This is a genomic window from uncultured Pontibacter sp. (assembly GCF_947492645.1).
Lineage (GTDB): Bacteria > Bacteroidota > Bacteroidia > Cytophagales > Hymenobacteraceae > Pontibacter.
This window is the reverse complement of the sequence record NZ_CANLMZ010000008.1, coordinates 95,077-119,684: the sequence shown is the minus strand read 5'-3', so window position 1 is coordinate 119,684 and position 24,608 is coordinate 95,077. Positions and strand designations below refer to the sequence as shown.

The window sequence follows — 24,608 nt, the reverse complement described above, 5'->3', positions numbered from 1 at the left end:
AGGGTTGGTCAATCAAATTTCAGAAGTGTCCTGGCCATTGTTCAAAAGTTTCAGCGCCTCTTCCTCCGACTGGGTTATAAGTATAATCTTCTCGATACCAAGTATGGTAAACACATTTTTTATTTTAGGCTGAAGCCCGCAGAAAGCTATTTTAATCTTGTTTTGGTTGCAGGCATGAAGCGATGAAAGTATAACTCCCAAACCGGCGGAAGAAATATATTGTAGCTCTGAGCAATCCACCACGATGGCATTGCCTGGGGTGCTAGCTATAGCTTCCTGAAGGGCATCATCAGCTGCCACGGCTGTATTTGCATCCAGTTCCCCAACCAGCCTTACAGCCACTATGTTCCCCAATTGATCTATTGTCGCTTTAAACCTCTCCATAGCTGCCGTGGTCTTACATTGCTGTCATGCTTGTTGGTTCTAAGATTATACTGTAAAATTTAACACCTGATGTACAGATGTTTATGAGTTGTATTTATAAATATAAGTATAATATTTATACGCCATGTTGATTAAGTAAAATTTTTTAATTCTATAAACCAAAACCCTATTTATAAGCTGTAAATGCCAGTTTCCAAGTATACTTTCTGGCTGTATTATTTTTTGTGCGGTTTACCTTCTTGCCTAATTCAGTCAAATCATTTTATGTGGCATTCAGATTAAAAATGAGCTTTTGGATACAAAAACAATCAACTGGAAATAAAAGGTATGAATCGAGTATGGGGACAAATTTTTACAAGTGAAAGTCGAAAACGTACTTTAAAATTAACTTTCTAACAGAAAAAAAATTATCCTGCAGCAGGTGGTGCCATGTACAGGAAAAGAAAAAGGCCTGCTAAACGTTTGTGTTCAGCAGGCCTTCTGTATTCTAAGTATGACTATTTAATTGTAGAGGGGCAAACAGCATTAGTTCTAGGGATATTAGTTTTAGAGATGGCTCCATAACCGCCCTGCACATCTACCAACTTCTCAAAACCACGTGCTTTAAGTATAGATGCCGCGATCATAGACCGGTAACCACCTGCACAATGGATGTAAAGTGTTTCATCGGTTGGCAGGCTTGAGAAATTATCATAAATAAAATCAAGCGGGCTGCTGCAGGCCGTTTCAATATGCTCGGCCTGGTACTCTCCCGGCTTGCGTACATCAACCACTTTTATACTTGGGTCATGGGTATATTGTGCTGTAAACTCTTCGGCAAGTATCGATTTAATCGTATCAACTGGTTTACCGGCTTTTTCCCAGGCAGCAAAACCGCCTTCTAGGTAGCCAATCGTGTTGTCATATCCCACTCTGGCCAACCTTGTCACTACTTCCTCTTCGCGGCCTGCATCAGCTATAAAGAGTATAGGCTGTTTCAGGTCAAGTATAAGTGCGCCAACCCACGGGGCAAAGCCGCCATCGATGCCAATAAATAGTGCGTTTGGGATAAATCCTTGTGCAAAAGCTTGTGGTTTACGCGTATCCAGTATAAGTGCGCCTGTTTCGGTGGCGGCAGCCTCAAAAGCGTCCGGAGACAAAGCGTTAAGGCCCCTTTCCAGAATATTGCTGATGCTGTTATAGCCCTCTTTGTTTAGTTGCACATTAAACGGGAAGTAATTTGGCGGAGGCATTAAACCATCTGTTACCTCACATACGAATTCCTCTTTCGTCATATCAACACGCAGGGCATAGTTTGTTTTTTTCTGGTTACCCAGCGTGTCGTATGTTTCTTTGCTCATGTTTTTGCCACAGGCAGATCCTGCACCGTGTGCCGGGTACACCAGTACCTCATCAGCCAGCGGCATTATTTTGTTGCGTAGTGAGTCGTATAGATGGCCAGCCAATTGTTCCTGCGTCAGGTCAGATTTTGCGGCCAGGTCAGGGCGGCCCACATCGCCTATAAACAAAGTATCGCCTGTGAAAATCGCAAAATCTTCGCCGTTTTCATCCTTTAAAAGGTAAGTAGTGGACTCCATGGTATGGCCCGGCGTGTGCAGCACTTTTAGCGTGAGTTTACCTACCTGCAGCTCTTCTCCGTCGGTGGCAATATGCGCTTTAAATGTGGGAGCAGCATTGGGTCCGAAAACAATTGGTGCGCCTGTAGCTGTTGCTAAATCCAGGTGTCCTGAAACAAAATCAGCATGAAAATGCGTCTCGAGTACATATTTAATCCGGGCTCCACTATCTGCTGCTTTAGCCAGGTATGGCTTTACCTCGCGAAGCGGATCAATTATGGCAGCCTCGCCATCACTTTCGATGTAGTAGGCACCTTGAGCAAGGCAGCCAGTATAAATCTGTTCTACTCTCATATCAGTATATAGGTATGTCGGTGTAAATATCTGCCTTAAAATTACAAATAATGATGACTTATGTCATCATCTGCAAAACTGTATGTTACAAAAACGTATATAACTAACCTTTTTTAAGGCGATACTTTGGGGTGTAAGTGCAAATAATGGTTGCGGGTTTTCTCTGATTTCAGGTTTTGCTGTTCACCCATTCGTAAGGCAAGGTGCTTCAGGCTAAGCTGGTAAGTATCAAAGTATAAAATTAGAAGCATAAAAGCTTTGAGGATATAGCAAAATTCATTTATTTAAAGTTTCTGACCAATAACCGGCAAAAACATGCAAAAGTGCTCCGTCTCTTTTTACCTTTTAGCAGTACTGGCTTTTATCCAGGTATCTTGTGTTACCCAGAAACAACCAGCAGTTACCGCTGAAACGTATGGACCTGCCACTATTCTGCAGCGCGTACAGGAGTCTGAGAAAAAAGTAAACCGTTTTGTGGGTTTTGCGCTGTACGATCCGGAACTAGGGCAGATGGTGGTAGAGCATAACGCTGATAAATACTTTGTACCGGCCTCTAACACAAAGCTGTTTACCTTTTATGCCAGTCTTAAAATGCTGGGCGATACCATTCCGGCACTTAAGTATAAGATCAGCGGAGACTCGTTGCTATTTTGGGGTACCGGTGATCCTACATTTACGCACATGGACCTGAAAAACTCTATTGCTTTTGACTTTCTGAAGAACCGGAAAGAGAAGTTATACTACATAGAGGCCCCTTTCACAAGCACTCCCTTTGCCACCAACTGGAGCTGGGACGATTACAATTATTATTACCAACCAGAGCGAAACGTTTTCCCGATACACGGCAACATTGTAAAGTTCTACCGTAAAGAGAACAGCCCATATACTACATCGCCAGCCCATTTTAAAGCGTCTGTAAAAGCAGATACTGCCAAGTTGCAGCCACAAGGCGACTCGTTTGTAAGAGGATGGCGCACAAACAACATCACGTTTTACCCGAAGGTAGCTAATACCAGTTTTTCTGTGGAAGTGCCCTTCATCACCTCACCGGAAATGACGGTGCAACTTTTGGCTGATACTTTAAAGCGCGAAGTAAAACTGCTGAAACGGACTATACCTGAAACGGCAACTATTTTACCCGGGCTACCATCAGACAGCGTGTTAAAACGTATGTTGCAGGTAAGTGATAACTTGTTGGCAGAGCAGCTGATGGTGCTTTGCACGGGCACAATCTCTGACACCTTATCAGTAGAGAAAAGCATAAAGTATGTACTGGAAAACTACCTTCAGGACCTGCCGGATAAGCCGGTTTGGGTTGATGGTTCGGGCTTGTCCAGCATGAACATGTTTACGCCTCGCACCATTATAGCTTTGTTGCAAAAGCTGCAGCAGGAGCGACCTGCAGAAAAGCTGTTGCCCATGCTGGCAGTAGGAGGCAGGCCGGGTACTTTCCGTAATATTTACAAAGCTGATGTTCCTTTTGTATTCGGAAAATCAGGTACGCTGGCACATGTGCACAACCAGAGTGGTTACATTAAAACTAAAAGCGGTAAGCTGCTGCTGTTCAGTTTTATGAATAATAATTTCAAGGAGTCGTCAGCAGAAATTCGCGAAGAAATGGTGCAGATTATGACCGAAGTTCACGAAAAGTATTAAAAACTTATCACAAATCAGAATCACCTAAACATACCATACTATGAAGTTAACGATCCGATCTTTTGCCCTGCCTTTGCGGCATACTTTCACCATTTCATATGACTCCCGCGACGTGCAGGACACGCTGATTGTTGAGCTTCAGGATGGCGAGTACAAGGGCTACGGCGAGGCTACCAGCAACCCATACTATGGCCAGACCATAGAGGCCATGACGCAGAACCTGGAAAATATCCGCGAGCAGATCGAGGCAACTGATATAACAGACCCTGCGGCTTTCTGGGAACAGGTGCGGCCAGCGCTACAGCATAGCTCCTTTACACAATGCGCTTTAGACATGGCTACAAATGATCTGTATGCTAAGAAGTTAGGCAAGCCGCTATACCAGTTATGGGATTTAAACCCAAAAGATGCACCAATCTCCAATTATACTATCGGCATCGATTCTATTGAAAAGATGGTGCAGAAGCTGAAAGAACAGCCGTGGCCGATCTACAAAATTAAACTTGGCACCAAAGAGGACATTGAGATTGTGCGCGAACTGCGTAAGCATACCGATGCTGTGTTCAGGGTAGATGCCAACTGTGCCTGGGGCGTAGATGAGACTATAAACAACGCTGTGGAGCTGCAGAAGCTTGGTGTAGAGTTTATAGAGCAACCCATGAAAGCCGATAACCTGGAAGGCATGAAGGAAGTGTACAAGCACTCGGTGCTGCCTTTGATAGCCGATGAAAGCTGCATTGTAGAAGCTGATGTTGCCAAGTGCCATAACCTGTTTCATGGGGTAAACATAAAACTAACGAAGTGCGGTGGTGTAACGCCTGCAATTCGTATGATAAACAAAGCGCGTGAACTGGGTCTGAAAGTGATGATCGGTTGCATGACTGAGTCATCTGTGGGGATCTCGGCAATTGGCCACCTGGCACCAATGCTTGATTATGTAGATATGGATGGCGCCTTGCTGCTGAAAGAGGACATTGCAACAGGTGTTGTAGTTAAAGAAACAGGCTTAATTTACCCACAAGAGAACGGGACCGGTGCACAGCTGCTTCCTCAGTTAATAGAGGCTTAAAAAGTATAAGCAATGGCTGTTGTAGAGGCACTAACCGGAAGAACCGTTGTGGCAGACGGAAAAGAACTGCTATACTTTAGCGGTACCTCTTACCTGGGCATGTGCAAAAACAGCCAACTGGAGGCAATTATACAAGAGGGTGCAAAACGCTACGGCACTACCTATTCCAGCTCCAGAAACTCTAACCTGAAACTGGCTGTGTACGACGAGGCTGAAGAACTATTGGCTGCTTTGGCAGGAGCCGAAGCGGCCCTTACTTTCTCGTCGGGTTACCTGGCTGGGCAGGCGCTTATCCGTACCATTTCCAAAGGCCAGGCGTTTATTTATGCCCCCGACGCACACCCCGCCATCTGGCAATCTGCTGCGGATGCCAACCATGTTGATTTTGACCTTTGGGTTGAAAGCTTAGCAGAAAGTATAAATGCCTGCAGCGGTGAAGTAGTTTTATTGATGAACTCCGTTGATCCGCTTAAAGCCAGGAAGTATGATTTCAGTTGGGTTGCTCAATTGCCCGTTAACCGCAGCATCACGCTTATTGTAGATGACTCGCATGGTTTTGGTTTAATTAATGAGGGAGCCGGTATTTACCCAACTTTAAAGCAACTGGTAAAGCCGAATGTAGCGCTGATTGTGGTAGGATCTATGGGGAAAGCCCTGGGCATAGCCGGAGGTGTGGTAATGGGACCAGCACGTATAATTGCGCTGCTGCGTAAATCGCCATACTTTATAGGTGGCTCGCCGGCACCGCCTGCTTATTTATATGCTTTTATACACGCCCAAAATATTTTTGCTACTTCCAGGCAGCAATTAAAGCGCAATGTGCAGCAGTTTCAGCAGCTGGTAAGGCATACCGGGCTTTTCAATTATTTCGATGATTATCCTGTTTTCTACACAAAGGAGCACAATTTATACTTTGCTTTAGAAGAAGATGCCATAATTTCCTGCTTCCCTTATCCTGATCCTGAGAGTGCGCCTGTTACGCGTGTGGTAATTAACAGCCTTCATACTTCTGGGGATATCTCTTTTCTGGCGGAGAAGATTGAGAAGTTTAGAGTAGGAGAGAAGATGATAAAGCGAGTATAAGTAAAAAAAGAGAAGTCCCCGGTTGCTTACCAACCGGGGACTTCTCTTTTTTTACTTATACCTTTTTTCTATTCGTAAATTGAACTGGCTCGCAGATCCAGCAAATTTGGACCAGGAGTAGGGCGTTTTGTTCTCAGGTAGCGGTTGTTCTCAAACTCATCGTAGTTGGCAGCACCAGGGTTCATGCTACTTACACGTACACGGCCAGCTGAGTGTATAAACTCCTTGTCGCCGCCAATCCACATGCCCACATGTACTACACGCTCAGATTTACCGTCTTTTGCAGGCACTCCAAAGAACAGCAGGTCGCCAGGTTTAAGGTTGTCCCAGTTCTTATCAGTATCCACCAATTCACCTACTTCAATCTGCTGTGAGGCATCGCGCGGCAAAACAATACCATTCATAAAGTACACCGTTTTTGTAAAGCCGCTGCAGTCTACACCTTTAAACGAAGTACCACCCCAAAGGTATGGCAGGCCCATTAGTTGCTTGCTTGTTTGTACCAGGTTATTTTCTGTTGGCTGGCGGCTTGCAATCCAATCTTTGTAAAGTATAGCCTCCGAAGATGGAATAAAACCTGTGCGTCCGTCAGGGAAGTTTACCTCAAAAAAGTCTTTGGATTTATTCTTGAGCACCATCACATCGCCATAAACCAAGTCAGATACTGTAGCACCCTGTTTGTCTGTGCTGGCAAGTGCGAAGCCGTATGGTTTAGTGTAAATAAGTTTTTCGCCTTGCTGCCATGCATCCATTTCGGCTTTGGTCATTAGCTTTACACCGGCACCGTCAACCCATGCCAGGTAGTGGTCAGGGGTTTGCACTAGGTACCAGCCGCTCTGCTTTTTCCATACTTTAAGCGGTGTGCCCATAGTAGCCTGCGTTGCCAGCTCTGCTGGGTGCTTTGGCTGCGAACGTATGTTTGCTACTGATAGCGTTACAACGGCATAGTGTTTACCCTCCAGCTCTGCCTCTGGCAGCACCTGAATGCTATCAGTATAAGGTAAGTTGGCAGCTTTTAATTTGTTTAATAAAGCCGCTTTTGCTTCTGGTACAATGGTCTCGCCAGCCAGTACACCGTTTTCTTTTGCAGTAACATCAAAAAGTACGGTGCGCTTATCCGGAGCAAATTGCTTTCTAACCTCCTCTACGTGTGTAGCAAGCGGAGAGGTAGCAAGCGGAGAGGTAGCAGCACTAGAAGTAGTAGAAGCTGTTTCCATCGTGGTTTTGCTAGAAGTGCAGGCTAATAAAGATCCAAGTAATAGTATAGGAGCAATGCGTTTCATAGTGAATCAAGGTTTAGGTTAATTACCCGAAGTATTTATGTATAACTAAAATAAGTAAAATTTAATTCTATCAAGGAGCAACCATTTGCATCATCAGGCCAGCTAAGTAAGCACCATAAGTACCCACAGCATATCCTAAAATGGACAATAACACCCCAACCGGTGCCAGCGCCGGATGGAAGGCAGCGGCCACAATAGGTGCCGAAGCAGCTCCGCCCACATTTGCCTGGCTACCAACAGCCAAAAAGAAAAACGGAGCCTTTACAAGTTTACCAACCAGCAGCAGCAGCAGCATGTGCACTATTATCCAGATGATGCCTACCAGGAACAAACCTGGCTGGCTTACAATGGCTGTAATGTCCATTTGCATACCGATAGTGGCCACCAGTATGTACAGAAAAAGACTGCCAATGCGGGTAGCTCCAACACCTTCCAGGTTGCGGGCTTTTGTGAAAGAAAGTATTACACCAAGCGTAGTGGCAATTACTACAATCCAGAAGAAGCCGGAGGTAAGGCTAAACTTATCCAGGTAAGGTGCATTCGTTTCTATCCAGGGCGCAATAATGTCGGCGAAAAAATGTGCAACACCGGTAATGCCTAATCCAACACCCACAATCATGGCTGTGTCAGGAAGGTTAGGTATCTTCATAATGCTGAGCCTGTGCTTTTCAATTTTATCTTTCAGATCATTTACAGCGCTGCTGTCAGCTTTAAAGAATCTGTCGATGCGCTCGCTGAAGCCTGCGCCGTAAAGCAGCACCGCCATCCATACGTTAGCCACAATTACGTCTACAGCTATTACGGCAGAGAACAGGTTCGGGTCAGGTTTAAATACCTCATACATAGCCAACTGGTTTGCACCGCCACCAATCCAGCTACCGGCAATGGTCGAAAGTCCGCGCCACACAGCCATTGATCCTTCGCCATCCACAATATCCGGGGCAAAAGAAGAAACGATAAGTATAGCTATTGGCCCACCAAACATAATACTGACTGTACCTGCTATAAACATCAGACCGGCCTTATGTCGAAGTTTCCAAATCTCTTTTAAATCGAGGCTCAGGGTAAACAACACCAAACTGGCTGGCAGCAAGTAACGCGAGGCCATGTGATAAAGGCCTGACTGTTCTCCTGAAATAATGCCAAAGGAGTTTAGCAAACTTGGTATCAGGTAACAAAGCAGCACCGAGGGCACCACAGAGTAAAACTTCTTGAAAAGAGGGTGATCGCTAGATGATGATTTAAAGACGAATGCCAGTATGATAACCAAAATTCCGAGAACAACGGCATCGTTGGTGATAAGTGGTGCTGGCGAAGAGACTTGCTCCATGCAGGTGTTGTAGCGTTAGATAAAAGTTTTCTTTATGCGGCAATCTGCAGAAATCATTTTCATACAAACTAAAAGCCGCAACACTAAACTACATCAATTTTATGAGTTTTACCAAGTAGTGTGCACAGTTGTTCTACAAGTTATACTTATGAGCCGGTGTTGTTTGTATTTATTTAACATCTAAAGTATAAATACGCTGCTTCGTCATCTTTAAGCCAGGTTTATACTTGCTGCTTAGGTTGCCCGATGAGGTTGGTTTACACTAGCTTGGTTTAGCATACCCCAACAAGATTATCATACTTTAGTTGATCCGATCCTGTCATTTCGAATGCAATGAGATATCTGGAATATTGCGGAACTGTAAAGTTTTCCGATTTTTCATTGCATTAAAATGACAGACTCAGTTTAATTTGCCTTTGCACTAAAGCCACGCAAAGTATACTTATACTTTGCGTGGTTTTGCCCTATCGTATTGCGGTGGCCAGGTGTGGTCGTGGCCGAGTTCTAAGGCTGCATGCATCGGGAAGTACGGGTCGCGGAGCAGTTCTCTTGCCAACAGCACCAGGTCTGCCTGGCCAGAGGTGATGATTGACTCAGCTTCCTGAGCGGTAGTGATCATGCCCACGGCACCCGTCATCATGCCAGTTTCTTTTTTTATACTTTCAGCAAACTCCACCTGGTATAATGGCCCCACCGGAATGTTAGCAGCTGGTACGTTACCGCCTGTAGAGCAGTCGATCAGATCTACACCATGTTGTTGCAGCACTTTCGCTAAGGCTACAGAGTCTTCCCCGGTCCAGCCGCCTTCGGTCCAGTCGGTGGCGGATATGCGTACGATAAGCGGGTATTCAGCTGGCCATACTTCTTTTATACTTGCGGTAACCTCCAGCAGCAGGCGGATGCGGTTCTCGAACGAACCGCCGTACGCATCGGTGCGCTTGTTGCTGAGCGGAGAGTAGAACTCGTGTAACAGGTAGCCGTGTGCCGCATGTATCTCCACTACTTTAAAACCTGCTTCCAGGGATCTGGCTGCTGCAGCTTTAAAGTCGGAGATCACTTTTTGTATGCCTTCCTTATCCAGCTCAAGCGGTGCAGGTTCTCCCTCTGTAAAAGGTAAAGCGCTTGGCGCAACAGTCTGCCAACCTCCATCTTCTGCTTTCACTACCTTGCCACCTTTCCATGGGCTGCTATGGCTGGCTTTTCTGCCTGCGTGGGCCAACTGCACACCGGGCACCGCACCCTGAGACTCTATAAAGGCATTGATGCGCTGCCACATCGGAATATGCTCATCTTTCCATAAACCAATATCATCGGGTGTAATTCTTCCCTCAGGTGATACGGCTGTTGCTTCTGCTATTACTAGAGCAGCACCGCCTACTGCACGGCTACCAAGGTGCACCTGGTGCCAATCGTTAGCAAAGCCATCCTCGCTGGAGTACTGGCACATTGGCGAAACAGCGATTCTGTTTTTAAGCGTGATAGCTTTTATAGTGAGGGGAGAAAATAGATTCGGCATTTATACTTTGTGTTTTAGTGTTAAGTGTTTAAAACTATAATCATCAAAGAAGGTTTTAGGATTAGCCTTTGTCATTTCGAACGCTAGTGAGAAATCTGACATATTTCGGGGTCATGAAATGCTCCAGATTTCTCACTAGCGCTCGAAATGACAAACATAAAAAAGCCGCTCAAACTATTGTCTGAGCGGCTTTTCAAAGTATAAATTCTATCCGGTTATACTTACCAGATTCTGATTCTGTCTTCCGGAGCTTTGTACAGCTTATCTCCCGGCTTCACATCAAACGCCTTGTACCAGGCATCCATGTTCACCAATGGTCCAACGGTTCTGAACTGTCCAGGTGAGTGCGAGTCTGTTACGATTTGCTGGGCAGCTGCCTCTGGCAAAATATTACCTCTCCATACTTGTGCCCACGAGAGGAAGAAACGCTGATCTGGCGTAAAGCCATCGATCTTCTCGTTAGACTGGCCTTGCTTTGTCATTTTAAAGGCTTCGTAAGCGCCGGCCAAACCACCAAGGTCACCGATGTTCTCACCTAAGGTAAGCTGACCGTTTACATGAACTGTGTCCAGTACAGTATAAGCATCGTACTGCTCTTTCAGCAACTTCGCTTTTGCTTTAAATTTAGCAAGATCTTCTTCTTTCCACCAGTTGCGCAGGGTACCATCTTTGTCGTACTGGCTGCCAGAGTCGTCGAAGCCGTGAGAGATCTCGTGGCCGATAACCGCACCAATACCACCGTAGTTTACCGCGTCATCTGCATTCGGGTCGAAGAACGGGAACTGCAGGATACCTGCCGGGAACACGATCTCGTTCATCACAGGGCTGTAGTATGCGTTTACAGTCGGAGGTGTCATGCCCCAACGCTCACGGTCTACTGGCTTGCCTAGCTGGTTCACCATTTTATTGTAGCCCCACTCGCCAGAGTTGCGCACGTTAGCAAAGAAAGACTTACGAGAAATATCTAAGCCGTCATATGTTTCCCATTTGTCAGGATACCCAACTTTCGGACGGAAAGCATGCAGTTTAGCAACCGCTTTCTCTTTCGTCTCAGCACTCATCCAGTCCAGGCCGTTGATGCGGATCTCGTAAGCCTTGATCAGGTTAGCGATCATCTCGTTCATGCGTGCCTTTGCCTCTGGCTTAAAGTGCTTCTGCACATACAGTTGGCCCAGCAATTCACCGATAGTACCATCAGTTAACTGCGACATACGCTGCCAACGCGGCGTCTGTACTTTCTGCCCAGATAAAGCCTGTGAGTAAGCAAAGTTAGCGTTCACGAAATCAGAGCTTAAGTATGGCGCTGCAGATTTAAGCACGTTCCATTGCAGGTAAGTAGCCCAGTCTTTAGCTGGTACACTTTTCAGCATGCCGTCCAGCTCAACAAAGAATTTCGGGTTGTTTACCAGAATGGTGTCCTGGCCGTTTACCTTCATCTTCGCCATCAGCGCTTTCCAGTCCATGTTCGGAGTGGTTTTGCTGAAATCTGCTACTGAGAATTTGTTGTACGTTTTATAAGGATCGCGCATCTCTACACGAGCCATTTGTGCAGCTGCAAGCTTCTTCTCCAGGTTAAAGATGGTTTCAGCGTTTGCCTGAGCCTTCGCCTGCGATTCTCCTGTTAAGGAGAACAGGGTACTGATGTAAGTTTTGTAAGCGTCCTGAATTTTTTTGCTGCGGGCATCATCTTTCAGGTAGTAATCACGATCGGGTAGGGTAGTACCGCCCTGGCTAAGCTGGGGCACCATGTTGTTAGGGTTCTTACGATCCTGGCCCACATAGAAACCAAACATCGGAGAACCTGCGCCTGATGTTCTCAGGTAAGTTACCTCGTTCAGTAAACCATTAACGTCTTTAACCTTGCCGGTACGCTTCAGGTCTTTTTTGATAGGCTTGTAACCCAGCTTCTCTATAGCAGCGCTGTCCATGGCGGCGGCATAAAAATCACCTACGCGCTTGTTTACAGAACCAACTGCTGCATTTTTGTCAGCGGCAGCCTCGTTCAGAATGTCCTTTACAGCCTTGATGTTAAAATCGCGCAGCAGGTTAAAGCTGCCCCAACGGGTTTCTTTTGCCGGAACTGGGTTGCTTTTAATCCAGGCACCGCCAGCGTAAGTATAAAAGTCGTCGCCTGGTTTTACCGAAAGGTCCATGTTGGCTTTATCGATAAAGGCGGTTTTGGTGCCATTGTTTGGGCTATACTGCGCAGAGGCCTCTGCGGCAGTAAACATGGCTGCTCCAAAAAGTAAAATCCGAAGGTGGTTTTTCCAGTTCTTCTTACTTTTCATAGATATCAGATTTGTCATTTAGTTTAAAGTAGTCAGTTTAGGTTATTACAGATTAATGTTATGCTTTTGACTGAAACAGTTTTGCCATCAAAAGCGCAGCTAAATGTACTAGTTTATGCTGAAACAGCAGTAAAATTTTACACGAACTACAAGCTTTGTTGCTCCTGCTTTAGATGGTTTATAAGTAGAAAGGTTTAATCTGCTGCATTATACCAGGCAACTATCGATCCAGGCTGAGGCTTCCTGTCGGTGATTGCAGCTGCATTTGATTCTGCCACTCAATGGCTGTGCAGCTGTGCTTATACATTCTGCTGTTTATACTTTTTATCTTATTTTTGCTTTTACTGTATACATACTAAATACCTGATACTAAACCATCTGTTCGTTTTGAAGAAACATACTTTATCTCTTTTACTGACTGTTGTAGCGTTGTTTTTTGCTTTAAAGGCTGATGCACAGCAAAGCCGGACCAGCTTAAAAAGCAGCAACGCGAAAAAAAATAATACCTCCTATGATCAGTCCAGAGATCCTGCTTTCCTGGCTTGGCAGCAGTCCAGGTGGGTAGACTCTGTGATGAGAACTCTGACGCCGGAGGAACGCATCGCGCAGCTGATCATGATCCCGGTATACTCTAACCGCGACCAGGCGCATATCGACTCTATCAGTAACCTGATCAAAACTCATAAAGTAGGCGGGCTTATCTTTTTCCAGGGTGGGCCGGTGAGGCAGGCAAAAATGACGAACCGCTACCAGCAGGAAAGCAAAGTGCCGCTGATGGTAACCATAGATGCCGAGTGGGGGCTAGCCATGCGCCTGGACAGCACCATTCGTTTTCCGTACCAGATGTCGTTGGGCGGGATAGAAAATGAGCAGCTGATCTATGAAATGGGGGCTGAGATTGCCCGCCAATGCAAACGCCTGGGCATACACGTAAACTTTGCGCCGGTAGTGGACGTGAACAACAATGCCAACAACCCGGTGATCGGTTTCCGGGCTTTTGGCGAAGACAAGTATAACGTTACCCGAAAAGCCATGGCCTATATGAAGGGCATGCAGGACCAGCGCGTACTGGCAAACGCCAAACACTTTCCCGGCCACGGCGACACCAATGTAGACTCCCATGCAGATTTACCAATCCTTAACTTCTCCCGCATCAGGCTGGATTCTGTAGAGCTGTACCCTTTTCGTGAGTTGATGGAAAATGGTTTAGGAAGTTTGATGGTGGCGCACATGAACATTCCGGTGCTGGACAATACGCCTAACCTGGCCTCTACCTTGTCGGAGCGCATCGTCATGGACCTGCTGAAAAAGGAGTTGAAGTATAAAGGGCTGGTGTTTACTGATGCTTTGAACATGCAGGGCGTTGCAAAATTTTATCCTCCGGGTATAGTAGACGTTAAGGCTTTGCTTGCCGGCAACGATGTGCTGCTGAACACGATGGATGTGAAAACTACCATTGAAGAGATCAAAAAAGCTATTCAGAATAAGGAAATCACGCAGGCAGAAATCGATACACGAGTACGCAAACTACTGGCTGCCAAGCAATGGGTAGGACTGGACAAGTATAAACCTATCGAAACTAAAAACCTGATAGCTGACCTGAACAACCCCTACGCTCAAAACCTTAGCCGCCAGTTAACCGAAGCCTCGCTAACGCTGCTGCGCAACAAGGAAAACATACTTCCGCTTAATTACATGGATACCTTACGTATTGCTGCTCTGGCCATCGGTACAGACAAAGAAACCGATTTCCAGAGAGGGTTGGCACGCTATACAAAAGTGGATACGTTCTTCCTAAAGCCTACTGCAACCCTGGCAGAGCTACAGCAGCTGAAGGAGCAACTGGCAAAGTATAACTTGGTGGTTGCGGGGGTGCACAGATTGCAGTTAAAAGCCGGCGGCAGCAACTTCGGTATCACCGCCGAAATAAACTTCTTCCTGAAAGACCTGATCCGTACAAAGCCAACCATAGTAAGCGTATTTGGCAATGTGTATAGTCTGGCAAAAGTAGAGAGTCTAGATAAAGCTGATGCCGTTATTGCCGCTTACCAGGAGTCTCCGCAAACGCAGGATGTGGCGGCGCAGCTGATTTTTGGAGGGATAAGCGCTAAAGGAAAGTTGCCTGTTGCCGTTTCCAATGACTTTAAGCTTGAAGACGGTTTAATAACACATGGCGGCATTAGATTAGCTTACAGTATGCCGGAGGCAGTTGGCCTGAAATCAGAGCATTTTGCTGGGATTGATTCTTTGGTAGCACAGGCCATTCAGGAGGAAGCTACGCCAGGTGCGCAGGTGCTGGTGGCAAAAGACGGAAAGGTGATCTACCATAAGTCTTTCGGTTATCATACTTACGAGAACGAAACACCTGTAAGAAATACCGACCTCTATGACCTGGCATCTGTTACAAAGATCTCAACCTCGATGGCTGCTTTTATGAAACTAAAAGGAGAGGGCAGGTTTGATGTAGACAATACATTGGGTGCATACTTGCCGATGGTACAGGGTACAGACTTGGCGAGTTTGAAGTACAGGGACATTCTCACGCACCAAGCCCGTCTGTATGCCTGGATACCATTCTGGAAGGAGACGGTTAAGAAGAACGGCAAGTTTAAATGGCGGACTTTTAATGAAGACTCTACGGCGCGTTTCCCGATCAGAGTAGCCGATAACCTGTACATGCACCGCAAGTACCACAAAAAGATCTACGAAAGTATAGTGGAGTACCCGCTGAACGAGAAGCCGGGATATGTATACAGCGACTTGTCGTTTATACTTGCACCAAAGGTTATCGAGAACATTACCGGAGAGGATTTCCAGACATACCTGCAGGATAACTTCTACCAATCGCTTGGCGCTACCACGTTAACCTTTAATCCTTACACAAAATATCCAAGGTCGCGCATTGTACCAACCGAGTTTGATCCGCACTTCAGGAAAAGCCTGCTGCATGGCACCGTAAACGACGAAGGTGCTGCTATGCTGGGTGGCGTAAGCGGCCACGCCGGTTTGTTCGGAACTGCTAACGATCTAGCGAAACTGATGCAAATGTACCTGAACGATGGCGTGTATGGCTACAAACGTTATATTGCGGACGGTGTGGTGGAGGAGTTCAGCAAGTGCCAGTTTTGTGACCAGGGCAATTACCGCGCCCTCGGCTTCGACAGGCTAGCTAAACCCGGCGCAGAGAACAGCAACGCAGCGCCATCGGCCCCAGTTGAAAGCTTTGGCCACTCCGGCTTTACCGGCACCTACACCTGGGTAGATCCGGTAAACCAGCTGGTTTATGTGTTTTTGTCGAACCGCGTAAACCCCAGCCGCGATAACCCGAAATTAAGCAAGCTGAACACGCGCACAAAGGTGCTGCAGGTGGTATACGATGCGATGGAGAAGAGCAAGAATGAGTAAAGTATAAGACTTGAAATAGAACCAGGTTTTGCTTTATCGTTCATGCCGCAAGTTTAGCGCAGCGCAACTTGTGACTGCGAATGAGGCCAGTTTGTAAAGGCGGAAGTAAAGTTTTGTAATTCGCCAGTTACAAACTGGCTATCTTAGGCAACCACCAGTTACCGCTGCACTCAAACTGGCGGTATGATGATGTAGTTTATAAATTAATTGGATTTCAGGGTCTTAGAAAGATAATGCAAAGATGTGTTATACTTTCTTCAACTCTTCAGGAATCAAAGCCCGCTTTAACCTGTTCAAAAACAGGGTTTATACTTTATGCTTATACTATAGCCCGGCGCAAAGTATAAGTTTTATGAAGCTCTTTCTTATAAAGTATAAATTAGACTTCTATAACAGTTTTTTAAGCTTGATGATGCGCCTGAAATCCGCTTTCTTTGTACTACATGCACTTACATATTACATCACTTAACTCGGGCAGCAACGGTAACTGTTATTACATTGGTAATGAGCAGGAAGCTATACTTGTGGATGCTGGCATCTCGTGCCGCGAAACAGAAAGGCGTATGGCAAAACTGGGCCTCTCAATGAGCAAGGTAAAGGCCATCTTTGTGTCGCACGAGCACTCCGACCATATTAAAGGGATACCTGTACTGGCTAAAAAGTACCAGTTGCCGGTATATATTACACCTCATACCTTGCGCAGATCCAGGTTTGAAGAGATCAATTTTCCGGTAGAGGAGTTTTACGCGCAGCAGCCTGTAACAATAGGTAACCTGGAGATAATTGGATTCCCGAAGCTGCACGATGCCATAGATCCTTATAGTTTTATTATCTCTTACCAAGGCACGAAAGTGGGGGTGTTTACAGATATCGGAGCCCCCTGCGAACAGCTGATCCATTACTTCAGCCAATGCCATGCGGCTATACTGGAAGCCAATTACGACGAGGAAATGCTGGCAAACGGCTATTACCCTTACCATCTTAAAAGAAGAATTAGCGGCGGAAAAGGGCACTTATCCAACCGGCAGGCGCTCAACCTTTTTACAGCCTATAAACCCGAATACATGAGTCACCTGTTGCTGGGGCATCTTTCCAAAAACAACAACTGCCCAAAGCTGGTAGATGAGTTATTTACAAAGCATGCAGCCGGCACTAAAGTAGTAGTGGCTTCTCGCTACGAAGAAACGCCTGTGTTCCGGATATCCAGTAGTGATGATATAAGTATAGAACCGGCTATGCCGTATGTGCACGTGTTAACTGAAAAAGCAGGTTCTAGACCTAAAAAAGGTAAGGCTGTTATTCCTGATAATCAATTACAGTTGTTTTAATTCAACTATACTTATAAAAAAGAGGCGCTGCATTTGGGATTGCAGCGCCTCTTTTATTTATACTTTACCAGTTTTTGGAGTTGAGTTTTTATCCAGTTTCTTCAGGCTGTTTTTACCTAAAAGTGCAATGGCGGCGGCACTTGCTGTTGCAATGGCAACGCCGGTAATTACCGGGTTTATCTTAGCCCTTGTATAGGCGCTTCTCATTACATGGCCATCGTAGTTGCCGTAAATTTCGCCGTCTTTACCTGGGTGGTGCAAAGAGCCTTCATGATGCTGTGCCGGCTGGTCTTTCTTCTGTTGCTTGCTCATCATGTTTTCGCCTACCCAGTCCATTAATTTGGGAGCGTATTTATTTGTGCTGCTCATCATTTTACCGCCTCCTCCAACAAATAAATCTCGTTGTGGGTGTGTGGCCGCGTAAAGTATGGCATCGGCTACTTCTTCAGGTTGGTAAACCGGAGGCGGCAAGGTAGGCTCTTCGTCCATGTAATTGCGGGCATGTTGCGTGTAAGGCGTATTAATGCCGGCAGGTTTGATCAGCGTAACTGATATAGGCGCTTTATCTTCTTCCAGCTCAATGCGCAGGGCATCTGTAAAGCCTTTTACGGCGTGTTTGCTGGCGCTGTACATACCTTGTATAGGTATGGCCACATCTGATAAAACGCTACCTATATTGATAATGGCACCGCCGTTGCGTGTTCTTAGATGTTGTGCCGCTGTAAGCGAGCCATACACCAGGCCCCAGAAGTTTGTATCAAAAAGGCGGCGGCTGTCTTCATCGCTTACCTCTTCCAGGCGGCCATAAATAGAAACTCCAGCATCGTTTACCCAGGTGTCGAAACCCCCGAAGCGCCCAATGGCGGCATCCGAGATTTTATAGATATCTTCCTGCCGGCCTACATCTGCCACAACATAAATGGCCTGGCCGCCTTCCTGCTTTATCTGCTGCTCAATTTTAGCCAGCGCCTCACCGTTACGGGATGCTAAAACTACTTTAGCGCCTTTTTTTGCGGCGGCAAGTGCTGTTGCTAATCCAATGCCGCTTGATGCGCCTGTAATCACGATCACCTGATCGCTTATTGGTTTAAGTGAAATAGACATAGGTATTAAGTTTGTTTTAGGTTTAACTGATGTTCTACGGCGCTGCTACAAAACAGCGCCATAAAGTATGAATTCATACGCAGTCAATACCTAAAACAACTAAAATACCCTAAGTAAAAGCAGAGGTTAGCTTATTTAAGAGAGCATTTTATACTTGCTAAGCCACTTTTAGTGCTTGCACAGGTTTAGCTTTGCCGCCTGTAACCAATTGGTGCAGGCAATCAATCCAAGGCGCGCTTGTGTTCAGGCTCTCCACTAGTTGCCAATGCGTGCCGCCATGCTCTTCAAAAAGCTCTTTGTACTCCCGGCCAACTTCCACGGTGGTTTCCAGGCAATCGGCAACAAAAGATGGTGCAAAAGCCAATACTTTCTTTACTCCCTTTGCCGTAAGCTGCTTTATCACATCGTCTGTGTATGGTTTTATCCAGGGGGCACTGCCAAGCCTCGACTGGAAAGCGACGGTGTACTTTTCTGATGGGATACCCAGTTTCTCGGCTATCAATCGGGTGGTTTCGTAGCTTTGGGCGAGGTAACAATACTTATTTCCGGCATGGTAGTCGGTGGTGCAGTTGCCCTCCTGGCAATTAACCAGGTTATCTTCTTTATGCAGTTGGCGCTCAGGCAAACCGTGGTAGCTGAACACGTAATGCTCATAGTCTTCTTCAGCCATGTACTTTTGGCCTACAGCGGCAAAGGCATCAACAAATGCGGGATGATCTGTGAAGTTGCTCACAAAACGGAGTTCCGGCAACACCTGCCAGTTTTTTACAAGCTCCATCACTTTTTGATAAGCAGAGCCTGTGGTGGCTGAGGCATATTGCGGGTACAGCGGAAGTATAATTAACCGGGAGATATTAGCTTCTTTGAAAGTGGCAAGCGCCTCTTGCAGCGATGGGTTCTGGTAGCGCATGCCAAGCCTTACCAGGTAATTATCACCTAGCGATTGCTGTAGCAGCTCCACCACCTGGTGGCCGTATACTTTAAGTGGAGAGCCTTCGGGTGTCCAAAGCTCCTGGTATACTTTTGCAGACTTAGGGGCACGGGTAGGCGCGATGATCAGGTTGACAAGTGGCCAGCGCTGCACCAATGGAACATCTATCACACGCTCGTCCATCAGGAACTCACGCAGGTACTTGCGCACATCTGCTACTGCAAAAGAGTCTGGAGTTCCCTGGTTTACCAGCAATACACCTGTTATATCTGTGTTAATCATTTTTATAAGCTTGAAACTGTGCAAAATTACGTAGCAGCGGCGATGCGGTGTATGAGATGCGTCAGCCTTGCAGCTGAGCAATGTCACTTATTCCTATGCTAAGTGTCATTTATAGCCTTGCTTATTCTCCTGAAATTTGCAGCAGTAATTAATCTCTTTTGATGATGAACATAAATGCACAGCAGGAATACCTGATACAAAAGTATAACGTACCGGCCCCACGCTACACCAGCTACCCTACTGTACCTTATTGGGACAAAGAGGTGCCGGATGCAAAGCGCTGGATGGATGTGGTAAAGTATACTTTTGCTGAGTCCAATGCCACCAAAGGCATCAGCTTATACATACATTTGCCGTTTTGCGAAGTACTATGCACCTACTGCGGCTGCAACACCAGGATAACTAAAAACCACAGCGTTGAGGAAGGCTACATTCAGGCTATACTTAGCGAGTGGAAACTATACTTAGACCAGTTTAGTGAGAAGCCGGTTATACGAGAGCTGCACCTGGGCGGAGGCACGCCTACGTTTTTTAAGCCGGATAACCTGCGCAAACTGCTGGAGGGAATTTACGAGGGCGCCATACTTCACCCAGAAAAAGAATTCAGTTTTGAAGGCCACCCGAACAATACAACTACCGCGCACCTGCAAACGCTGTACGACCTGGGCTTCAGGAGAGTAAGTTACGGCATTCAGGATTTTGACCTGAAAGTGCAACTTACCATTAACCGTATACAGCCCTACGAAAACGTAAAGCACGTAACCGAGGAGGCTCGCCGCATAGGGTATGATTCTGTGAACTTCGACCTCATTTACGGCCTTCCTTACCAGACACCCCAGAGCGTGAGCGAAACAATTGATAAAGTGGCGCAGTTGATGCCTGACCGCATTGCATTTTACTCGTATGCACACGTGCCGTGGGTAAAGCCGGGCCAGCGGAGCTACTCCGACAAAGACTTGCCAGACAATGCCGAGAAACGCGCGCTGTACGAACTTGGCTTGCAGAAATTTAAAGCCTTAGGGTATACCGACATCGGCATGGACCATTTTGCCTTGCCACAGGATGCCCTTTATAAGGCATATGAGCAGAAGGAGCTGCACCGTAATTTTATGGGTTATACTACCTTCCAGACTGATTTGCTTATTGGGTTGGGCACATCTTCGATCAGCGATGCCAAGTATGGCTACATGCAAAACCTGAAGAAAGTAGAGACCTACAAAGAAGCTGTACTGAAAGGTGAGCCAGCCATACTTAAAGGCCACTTGTTAACGGAAGAGGACCTGCTTATAAAAGAGGCCATACTTGACATTGCCTGCAAAGGAGAGCTGAGTTTAAGCAAGGAGCTGGTAGCCCTGTTACCAGAGGATGTGTTTGCTGAACTTAGCCAGATGCAGGATGAGGGTTTAGTTAAATTAACAGAAGGCAAGCTAACCGTAACGGAGGCCGGCAAAGCCTTTACCCGAAACATCTGCATGGTGTTCGACCTGAAATTAAAGCAAGCTGAACCAGCCGAACAGCAGGTTTTCAGCAAAGCTATATAAGTTAGACAAAGTGTTTTGGTAAAGATGCCCGGGTGCTGCAAAGTGCCTGGGCATTTTGCTTTATACTTTGAGGGGTAGAAATTAAATACAATTGATCTGAGAGTGTTGTGTGCCTCCACCTCCCTTAAATGGAAAAGCAGGCCACAAAGAAGCCTGCTTTTAAGACGGCCGAGCGGCCGAATCTATACCATATACTAAACTAAACTCTAAATCCGGAAGAGCATTTCGCTCTTATACTTTTGCCTTTTTAACTGTACTTTGGTTGCAGCTACGGTAGCTGTACTCATTAAAGCGAAGCGTCTTGGCAAAAGGCTGTAAATCAATTATTACAACGATACAAAGATACAGCTCTCCCGGTCCCTTTTCCATTGACATCAATCACTTCCAATACTGACACTCGTCATCATTTCGGCCAGGGTGGCTGCCTACTTTTGTAAAGTACCTTAAAAAGAAAATTGAGATGGAAGCCGCACTCCAAACCAATGTTCAGACATGCTACCATTGCGGGGATTCCTGCGAGGACGAGCTTATTGTAGCACACGACAAAGCCTTTTGCTGCGCCGGGTGCAAAACTGTTTATGAACTTTTAGAAGAGAACAATCTCTGCACCTACTATAACCTGGAAGAGGCCCCGGGCACTACAGGCAAAAAACCTTTAGCCGAAGCACGCTTTGCTTACCTGGACGATGCCGGGGTAGAAGCGCAGCTTATCAGCTTTAAGGATGATAACATCTGCAAGATCACCTTTTACACGCCACAGATGCATTGCAGCTCCTGTATCTGGCTTTTAGAAAACCTCTTCAAGCTGAATCCGGGTGTGTCAGAGTCTACGGTTAATTTCCTGCGCAAAGAGGTATCCCTGACTTACTTCCATCATAAAACCACCCTGCGTGAAGTGGTTACTTTGCTGGCCCGTATTGGCTATGAGCCTGAAATTACGCTGGCAAACACAGATGGCAAAAAAACATCTAAACCGAACCGTACCATTATTTATAAACTAGGTATTGCCGGCTTTTGCTTTGGTAACGTCATGTTGCTGGCTTTCCCGGATTACCTGGCTTTTACCGGCGATCTGCAACGTACGTTTGGTTCTTTTTTTGGCTACTTAAGCTTTGTACTGTCAATTCCGGTGTTTTTCTATAGTGCCCGTGGCTTTTTTACGTCCGCTCTGGAAGGTATAAAACAGCGCATGGTTAACATCGACCTGCCTATTGCCACAGGCCTGCTGGCTTTGTTTATCACAAGCATTTACCAGGTTGTAACGGCTACCGGCCCCGGTTACTTCGATTCGTTTACCGGTCTGGTATTCTTTATGCTGATCGGCAAATACTTTCAGCAAAAAACCTACGATACACTTTCTTTCGACAGAGATTATACTTCATACTTTCCGGTATCGGTAACGGTGCTGCAAGAAAGCGGCGAAGAAGAAGCCGTGGCTGTTCGAAACCTGAAAGTAGGCAATCGCATTCGCATTCGTAACCAGGAGCTTATACCGGCTGATGCCATGTTGCTGCGTGGTACTGCCACGATCGACTACAGTTTTGTGAGCGGTGAATCAGAGCCTGTAGAAAAAGTAGTGGGAGAGGTGATTTATGCCGGCGGACGCCAGGTAGGCGAAAGTATAGAACTGGAAGTGGTGAAGGAGGTGTCGCAGGGTTACTTAACGCAACTCTGGAACGACAGCGTTTTCTCTAAAAACGAGACCCAAAGCGTAAACACCTATGCCAATGTAGCCGGTAAATGGTTTATCATAGTTACACTTATAGTTGCCGCAGGCTCTCTTGTTTACTGGGTGCCACGAGACATGGAGATGGCCATGCGTGCCTTCACCTCAGTACTGATCATTGCCTGCCCTTGCGCTTTATCGCTGGCTACGCCTTTTGTGCATGGCCATACGTTGCGCGTGTTCGGTAAAAATAAGTTCTATCTGAAAAATACAGCCGTAGTAGAAACGCTTGCTAAAATAGATACCGTCGTTTTTGATAAAACAGGAACCTTAACGGAGCCAAGCGCTGCAGAACTAAGCTATAACGGCAAAGCGCTGACAGCAGAGCAGCAGAGAAGTATAAAATCTGTACTGAGCCACTCTACACACCCTTTAAGCCAGCGCATTTTCCAGAGCTTGCAAGGCGAAACATTTCCGGTTGACAATTTCCAGGAATTTGCCGGTAAGGGTTTGGTTGGCGAGGTTAACGGAAACATAATCCGTATCGGGTCTGCGGCCTATATTGGTATAAGTGCAGGCGATGCAAAGGACACGCTTAAGACAACAGTTTATGTGTCGTTCAACGGCATTGTGCTGGGGTATTATACTTTCTTCAATGTATACCGCCAGGGCTTAAAAGACATCCTGACAGATTTAAGCGATAAGAAAATTGCTGTACTCTCGGGCGACAATAACCATGAGCAGGCGCGCCTGGAAGAACTTTTGGGGAAAGAAGCAGCACTTAACTTTAATCAAAGCCCGGTTCAGAAACTGGAGTACATCCAGCAGCTTAAAAACCAGCACCACCAGGTAATGATGGTAGGCGATGGGTTGAACGATGCCGGTGCATTGCGCCAAAGTGATGCAGGTATTGCTTTAACGAACAGCATCACCAATTTTTCTCCGTCCTGCGACGCCATACTGGATGCAACAGCCTTCGACAGGCTGAGTAAATTCCTGAGTTTCTCTAAAACTACCATGAAGATTATCCTGGCCACATTTGCTGTGTCGCTGGTGTACAACGTGATTGGTTTGACACTAGCCGTGCAGGGGCTTTTCTCTCCGATTGTGTCGGCTATACTTATGCCAATCAGTTCGCTGAGCGTCATCATCTTCGCCACTTTATCCGTGAAGGTAGCCGCCAAAAGAGCTGGGCTTTAACCTTTTCATTCTTCAACTAGTTCTGATCTATACTTACCAGAAACCATGTATATCATCTTTTTAATGATTGCCATTAGCGTAACAGTAGCTGCCGCCTTTTTAGGAGCTTTCCTATGGGCAGTTCGCTCCGGCCAGTACGACGACGATTACACGCCGGCCGTACGCATGCTCTTCGATAATGAAACGGCAACAACGGGCAAAGGCAAGGATGCGAAGAAGTCGCAGGGAGCTTAGGTTTATACTTTAGGCTGTACCGGCTCCAACCAGCCATGCCCCTGAGGGCTACGCTCGCTAATTTCAAGTTCGTGTGTTCTCTAGTCCGAGGAGGAGAGTTCTGTTCTTGATGATTTTGAGTTATAAGTTTCATTGCAAAGGTTTGTCATCCCCCTGCGCCCCCTTCAAAGGGGGACTTTTGGCTTTTGAGTTAGTAAAAGTACAAGCTTCGTAGCTGCTTGTTTAGCTCGGACAGGTCGCGACCTGTCCCTATAAACCAAAATTCATACTTTGTTTCCATTGCAACAGCCGCTGGCGAAGAAGTATCCTTTCCAGTCCTTGGGCACAACAAAGCCAAAGATGAAAATGTAGGCTATCAAGACTGAGGAAGAGCAGCAGCTCGATAAAAAAGCAGAGAC

General features: G+C 46.3%; 17 protein-coding genes. 8 read left to right on the top strand and 9 right to left on the bottom strand.

Annotated features, from left to right (window positions below):
* Window positions 1–12: 12 nt before the first annotated feature.
* The 3 genes from Q1A23_RS11000 to Q1A23_RS10990 form a co-directional block, all read right to left on the bottom strand.
* Window positions 13–384: an STAS domain-containing protein gene (locus tag Q1A23_RS11000; protein WP_299823197.1), complete on the bottom strand. Its 372-nt coding sequence runs from the start codon at window positions 382–384 to the stop codon at window positions 13–15.
* Between the two features lie 497 nt (window positions 385–881).
* A complete protein-coding gene (locus Q1A23_RS10995) occupies window positions 882–2,294 on the bottom strand; it encodes an MBL fold metallo-hydrolase (protein ID WP_299823195.1) in 1,413 nt (470 codons plus the stop codon).
* Between the two features lie 113 nt (window positions 2,295–2,407).
* Window positions 2,408–2,545, bottom strand: coding sequence for a hypothetical protein (locus tag Q1A23_RS10990; protein ID WP_299823192.1), 138 nt, complete (start codon window positions 2,543–2,545; stop codon window positions 2,408–2,410).
* A gap of 64 nt (window positions 2,546–2,609) precedes the next feature.
* On the opposite strand from Q1A23_RS10990, the gene dacB reads away from it, so the two are divergent.
* From dacB to Q1A23_RS10975, 3 genes are read left to right on the top strand one after another with little or no spacing between them, the layout of a single operon-like run.
* A complete protein-coding gene (dacB, locus tag Q1A23_RS10985) occupies window positions 2,610–3,950 on the top strand; it encodes a D-alanyl-D-alanine carboxypeptidase/D-alanyl-D-alanine-endopeptidase (RefSeq protein ID WP_299823189.1) in 1,341 nt (446 codons plus the stop codon).
* Window positions 3,951–3,990: 40 nt separating this feature from the next.
* Window positions 3,991–5,019 carry a dipeptide epimerase gene (locus tag Q1A23_RS10980; protein ID WP_299823186.1) on the top strand — a complete coding sequence of 343 codons (1,029 nt, stop codon included), beginning with the start codon at window positions 3,991–3,993 and terminating at the stop codon, window positions 5,017–5,019.
* Between the two features lie 12 nt (window positions 5,020–5,031).
* A complete protein-coding gene (locus Q1A23_RS10975) occupies window positions 5,032–6,102 on the top strand; it encodes an aminotransferase class I/II-fold pyridoxal phosphate-dependent enzyme (protein WP_299823183.1) in 1,071 nt (356 codons plus the stop codon).
* A 68-nt stretch (window positions 6,103–6,170) separates the two neighbouring features.
* Here Q1A23_RS10975 and Q1A23_RS10970 read toward each other — a convergent pair whose 3' ends face one another.
* The 4 genes from Q1A23_RS10970 to Q1A23_RS10955 form a co-directional block, all read right to left on the bottom strand.
* Window positions 6,171–7,385 (bottom strand): SH3 domain-containing C40 family peptidase, encoded by a 1,215-nt coding sequence (locus Q1A23_RS10970; RefSeq protein ID WP_299823180.1) that lies wholly within the window; start codon window positions 7,383–7,385, stop codon window positions 6,171–6,173.
* A gap of 70 nt (window positions 7,386–7,455) precedes the next feature.
* Window positions 7,456–8,715: a DUF819 family protein gene (locus Q1A23_RS10965; protein WP_299823178.1), complete on the bottom strand. Its 1,260-nt coding sequence runs from the start codon at window positions 8,713–8,715 to the stop codon at window positions 7,456–7,458.
* Window positions 8,716–9,157: 442 nt separating this feature from the next.
* Complete coding sequence (locus Q1A23_RS10960; RefSeq protein ID WP_299823176.1) at window positions 9,158–10,231, bottom strand: NADH:flavin oxidoreductase/NADH oxidase; 1,074 nt, start codon at window positions 10,229–10,231, stop codon at window positions 9,158–9,160.
* Window positions 10,232–10,452: 221 nt separating this feature from the next.
* The gene (locus tag Q1A23_RS10955) at window positions 10,453–12,519 is read right to left on the bottom strand and encodes a M13 family metallopeptidase (protein ID WP_299823174.1); all 2,067 of its coding nucleotides are present in this window, start codon (window positions 12,517–12,519) and stop codon (window positions 10,453–10,455) included.
* A gap of 387 nt (window positions 12,520–12,906) precedes the next feature.
* Between Q1A23_RS10955 and Q1A23_RS10950 the strand changes: the two genes are divergently transcribed.
* Together Q1A23_RS10950 and Q1A23_RS10945 are read left to right on the top strand one after the other, a co-directional pair.
* Window positions 12,907–15,924: a glycoside hydrolase family 3 N-terminal domain-containing protein gene (locus Q1A23_RS10950; protein WP_363322038.1), complete on the top strand. Its 3,018-nt coding sequence runs from the start codon at window positions 12,907–12,909 to the stop codon at window positions 15,922–15,924.
* A 443-nt stretch (window positions 15,925–16,367) separates the two neighbouring features.
* Entirely contained in the window at window positions 16,368–17,252 is an 885-nt protein-coding gene (locus Q1A23_RS10945; protein WP_299823172.1) for an MBL fold metallo-hydrolase, read from the top strand.
* 57 nt (window positions 17,253–17,309) lie between these two features.
* On the opposite strand, the gene Q1A23_RS10940 is transcribed toward Q1A23_RS10945, so the two are convergent.
* Window positions 17,310–18,356, bottom strand: coding sequence for an SDR family oxidoreductase (locus Q1A23_RS10940; RefSeq protein WP_299823171.1), 1,047 nt, complete (start codon window positions 18,354–18,356; stop codon window positions 17,310–17,312).
* A 157-nt stretch (window positions 18,357–18,513) separates the two neighbouring features.
* Entirely contained in the window at window positions 18,514–19,569 is a 1,056-nt protein-coding gene (hemH, locus tag Q1A23_RS10935; protein ID WP_299823169.1) for a ferrochelatase, read from the bottom strand.
* A gap of 161 nt (window positions 19,570–19,730) precedes the next feature.
* On the opposite strand from hemH, the gene hemN reads away from it, so the two are divergent.
* The 3 genes from hemN (at window position 19,731) to ccoS (ending at window position 24,210) form a co-directional block, all read left to right on the top strand.
* Entirely contained in the window at window positions 19,731–21,110 is a 1,380-nt protein-coding gene (hemN, locus tag Q1A23_RS10930; protein WP_299823166.1) for an oxygen-independent coproporphyrinogen III oxidase, read from the top strand.
* Between the two features lie 460 nt (window positions 21,111–21,570).
* Window positions 21,571–23,976 carry a heavy metal translocating P-type ATPase metal-binding domain-containing protein gene (locus tag Q1A23_RS10925; RefSeq protein WP_299823162.1) on the top strand — a complete coding sequence of 802 codons (2,406 nt, stop codon included), beginning with the start codon at window positions 21,571–21,573 and terminating at the stop codon, window positions 23,974–23,976.
* A 45-nt stretch (window positions 23,977–24,021) separates the two neighbouring features.
* Window positions 24,022–24,210: a cbb3-type cytochrome oxidase assembly protein CcoS gene (ccoS, locus tag Q1A23_RS10920; protein WP_299823159.1), complete on the top strand. Its 189-nt coding sequence runs from the start codon at window positions 24,022–24,024 to the stop codon at window positions 24,208–24,210.
* The last annotated feature ends 398 nt before the right edge of the window (window positions 24,211–24,608 follow it).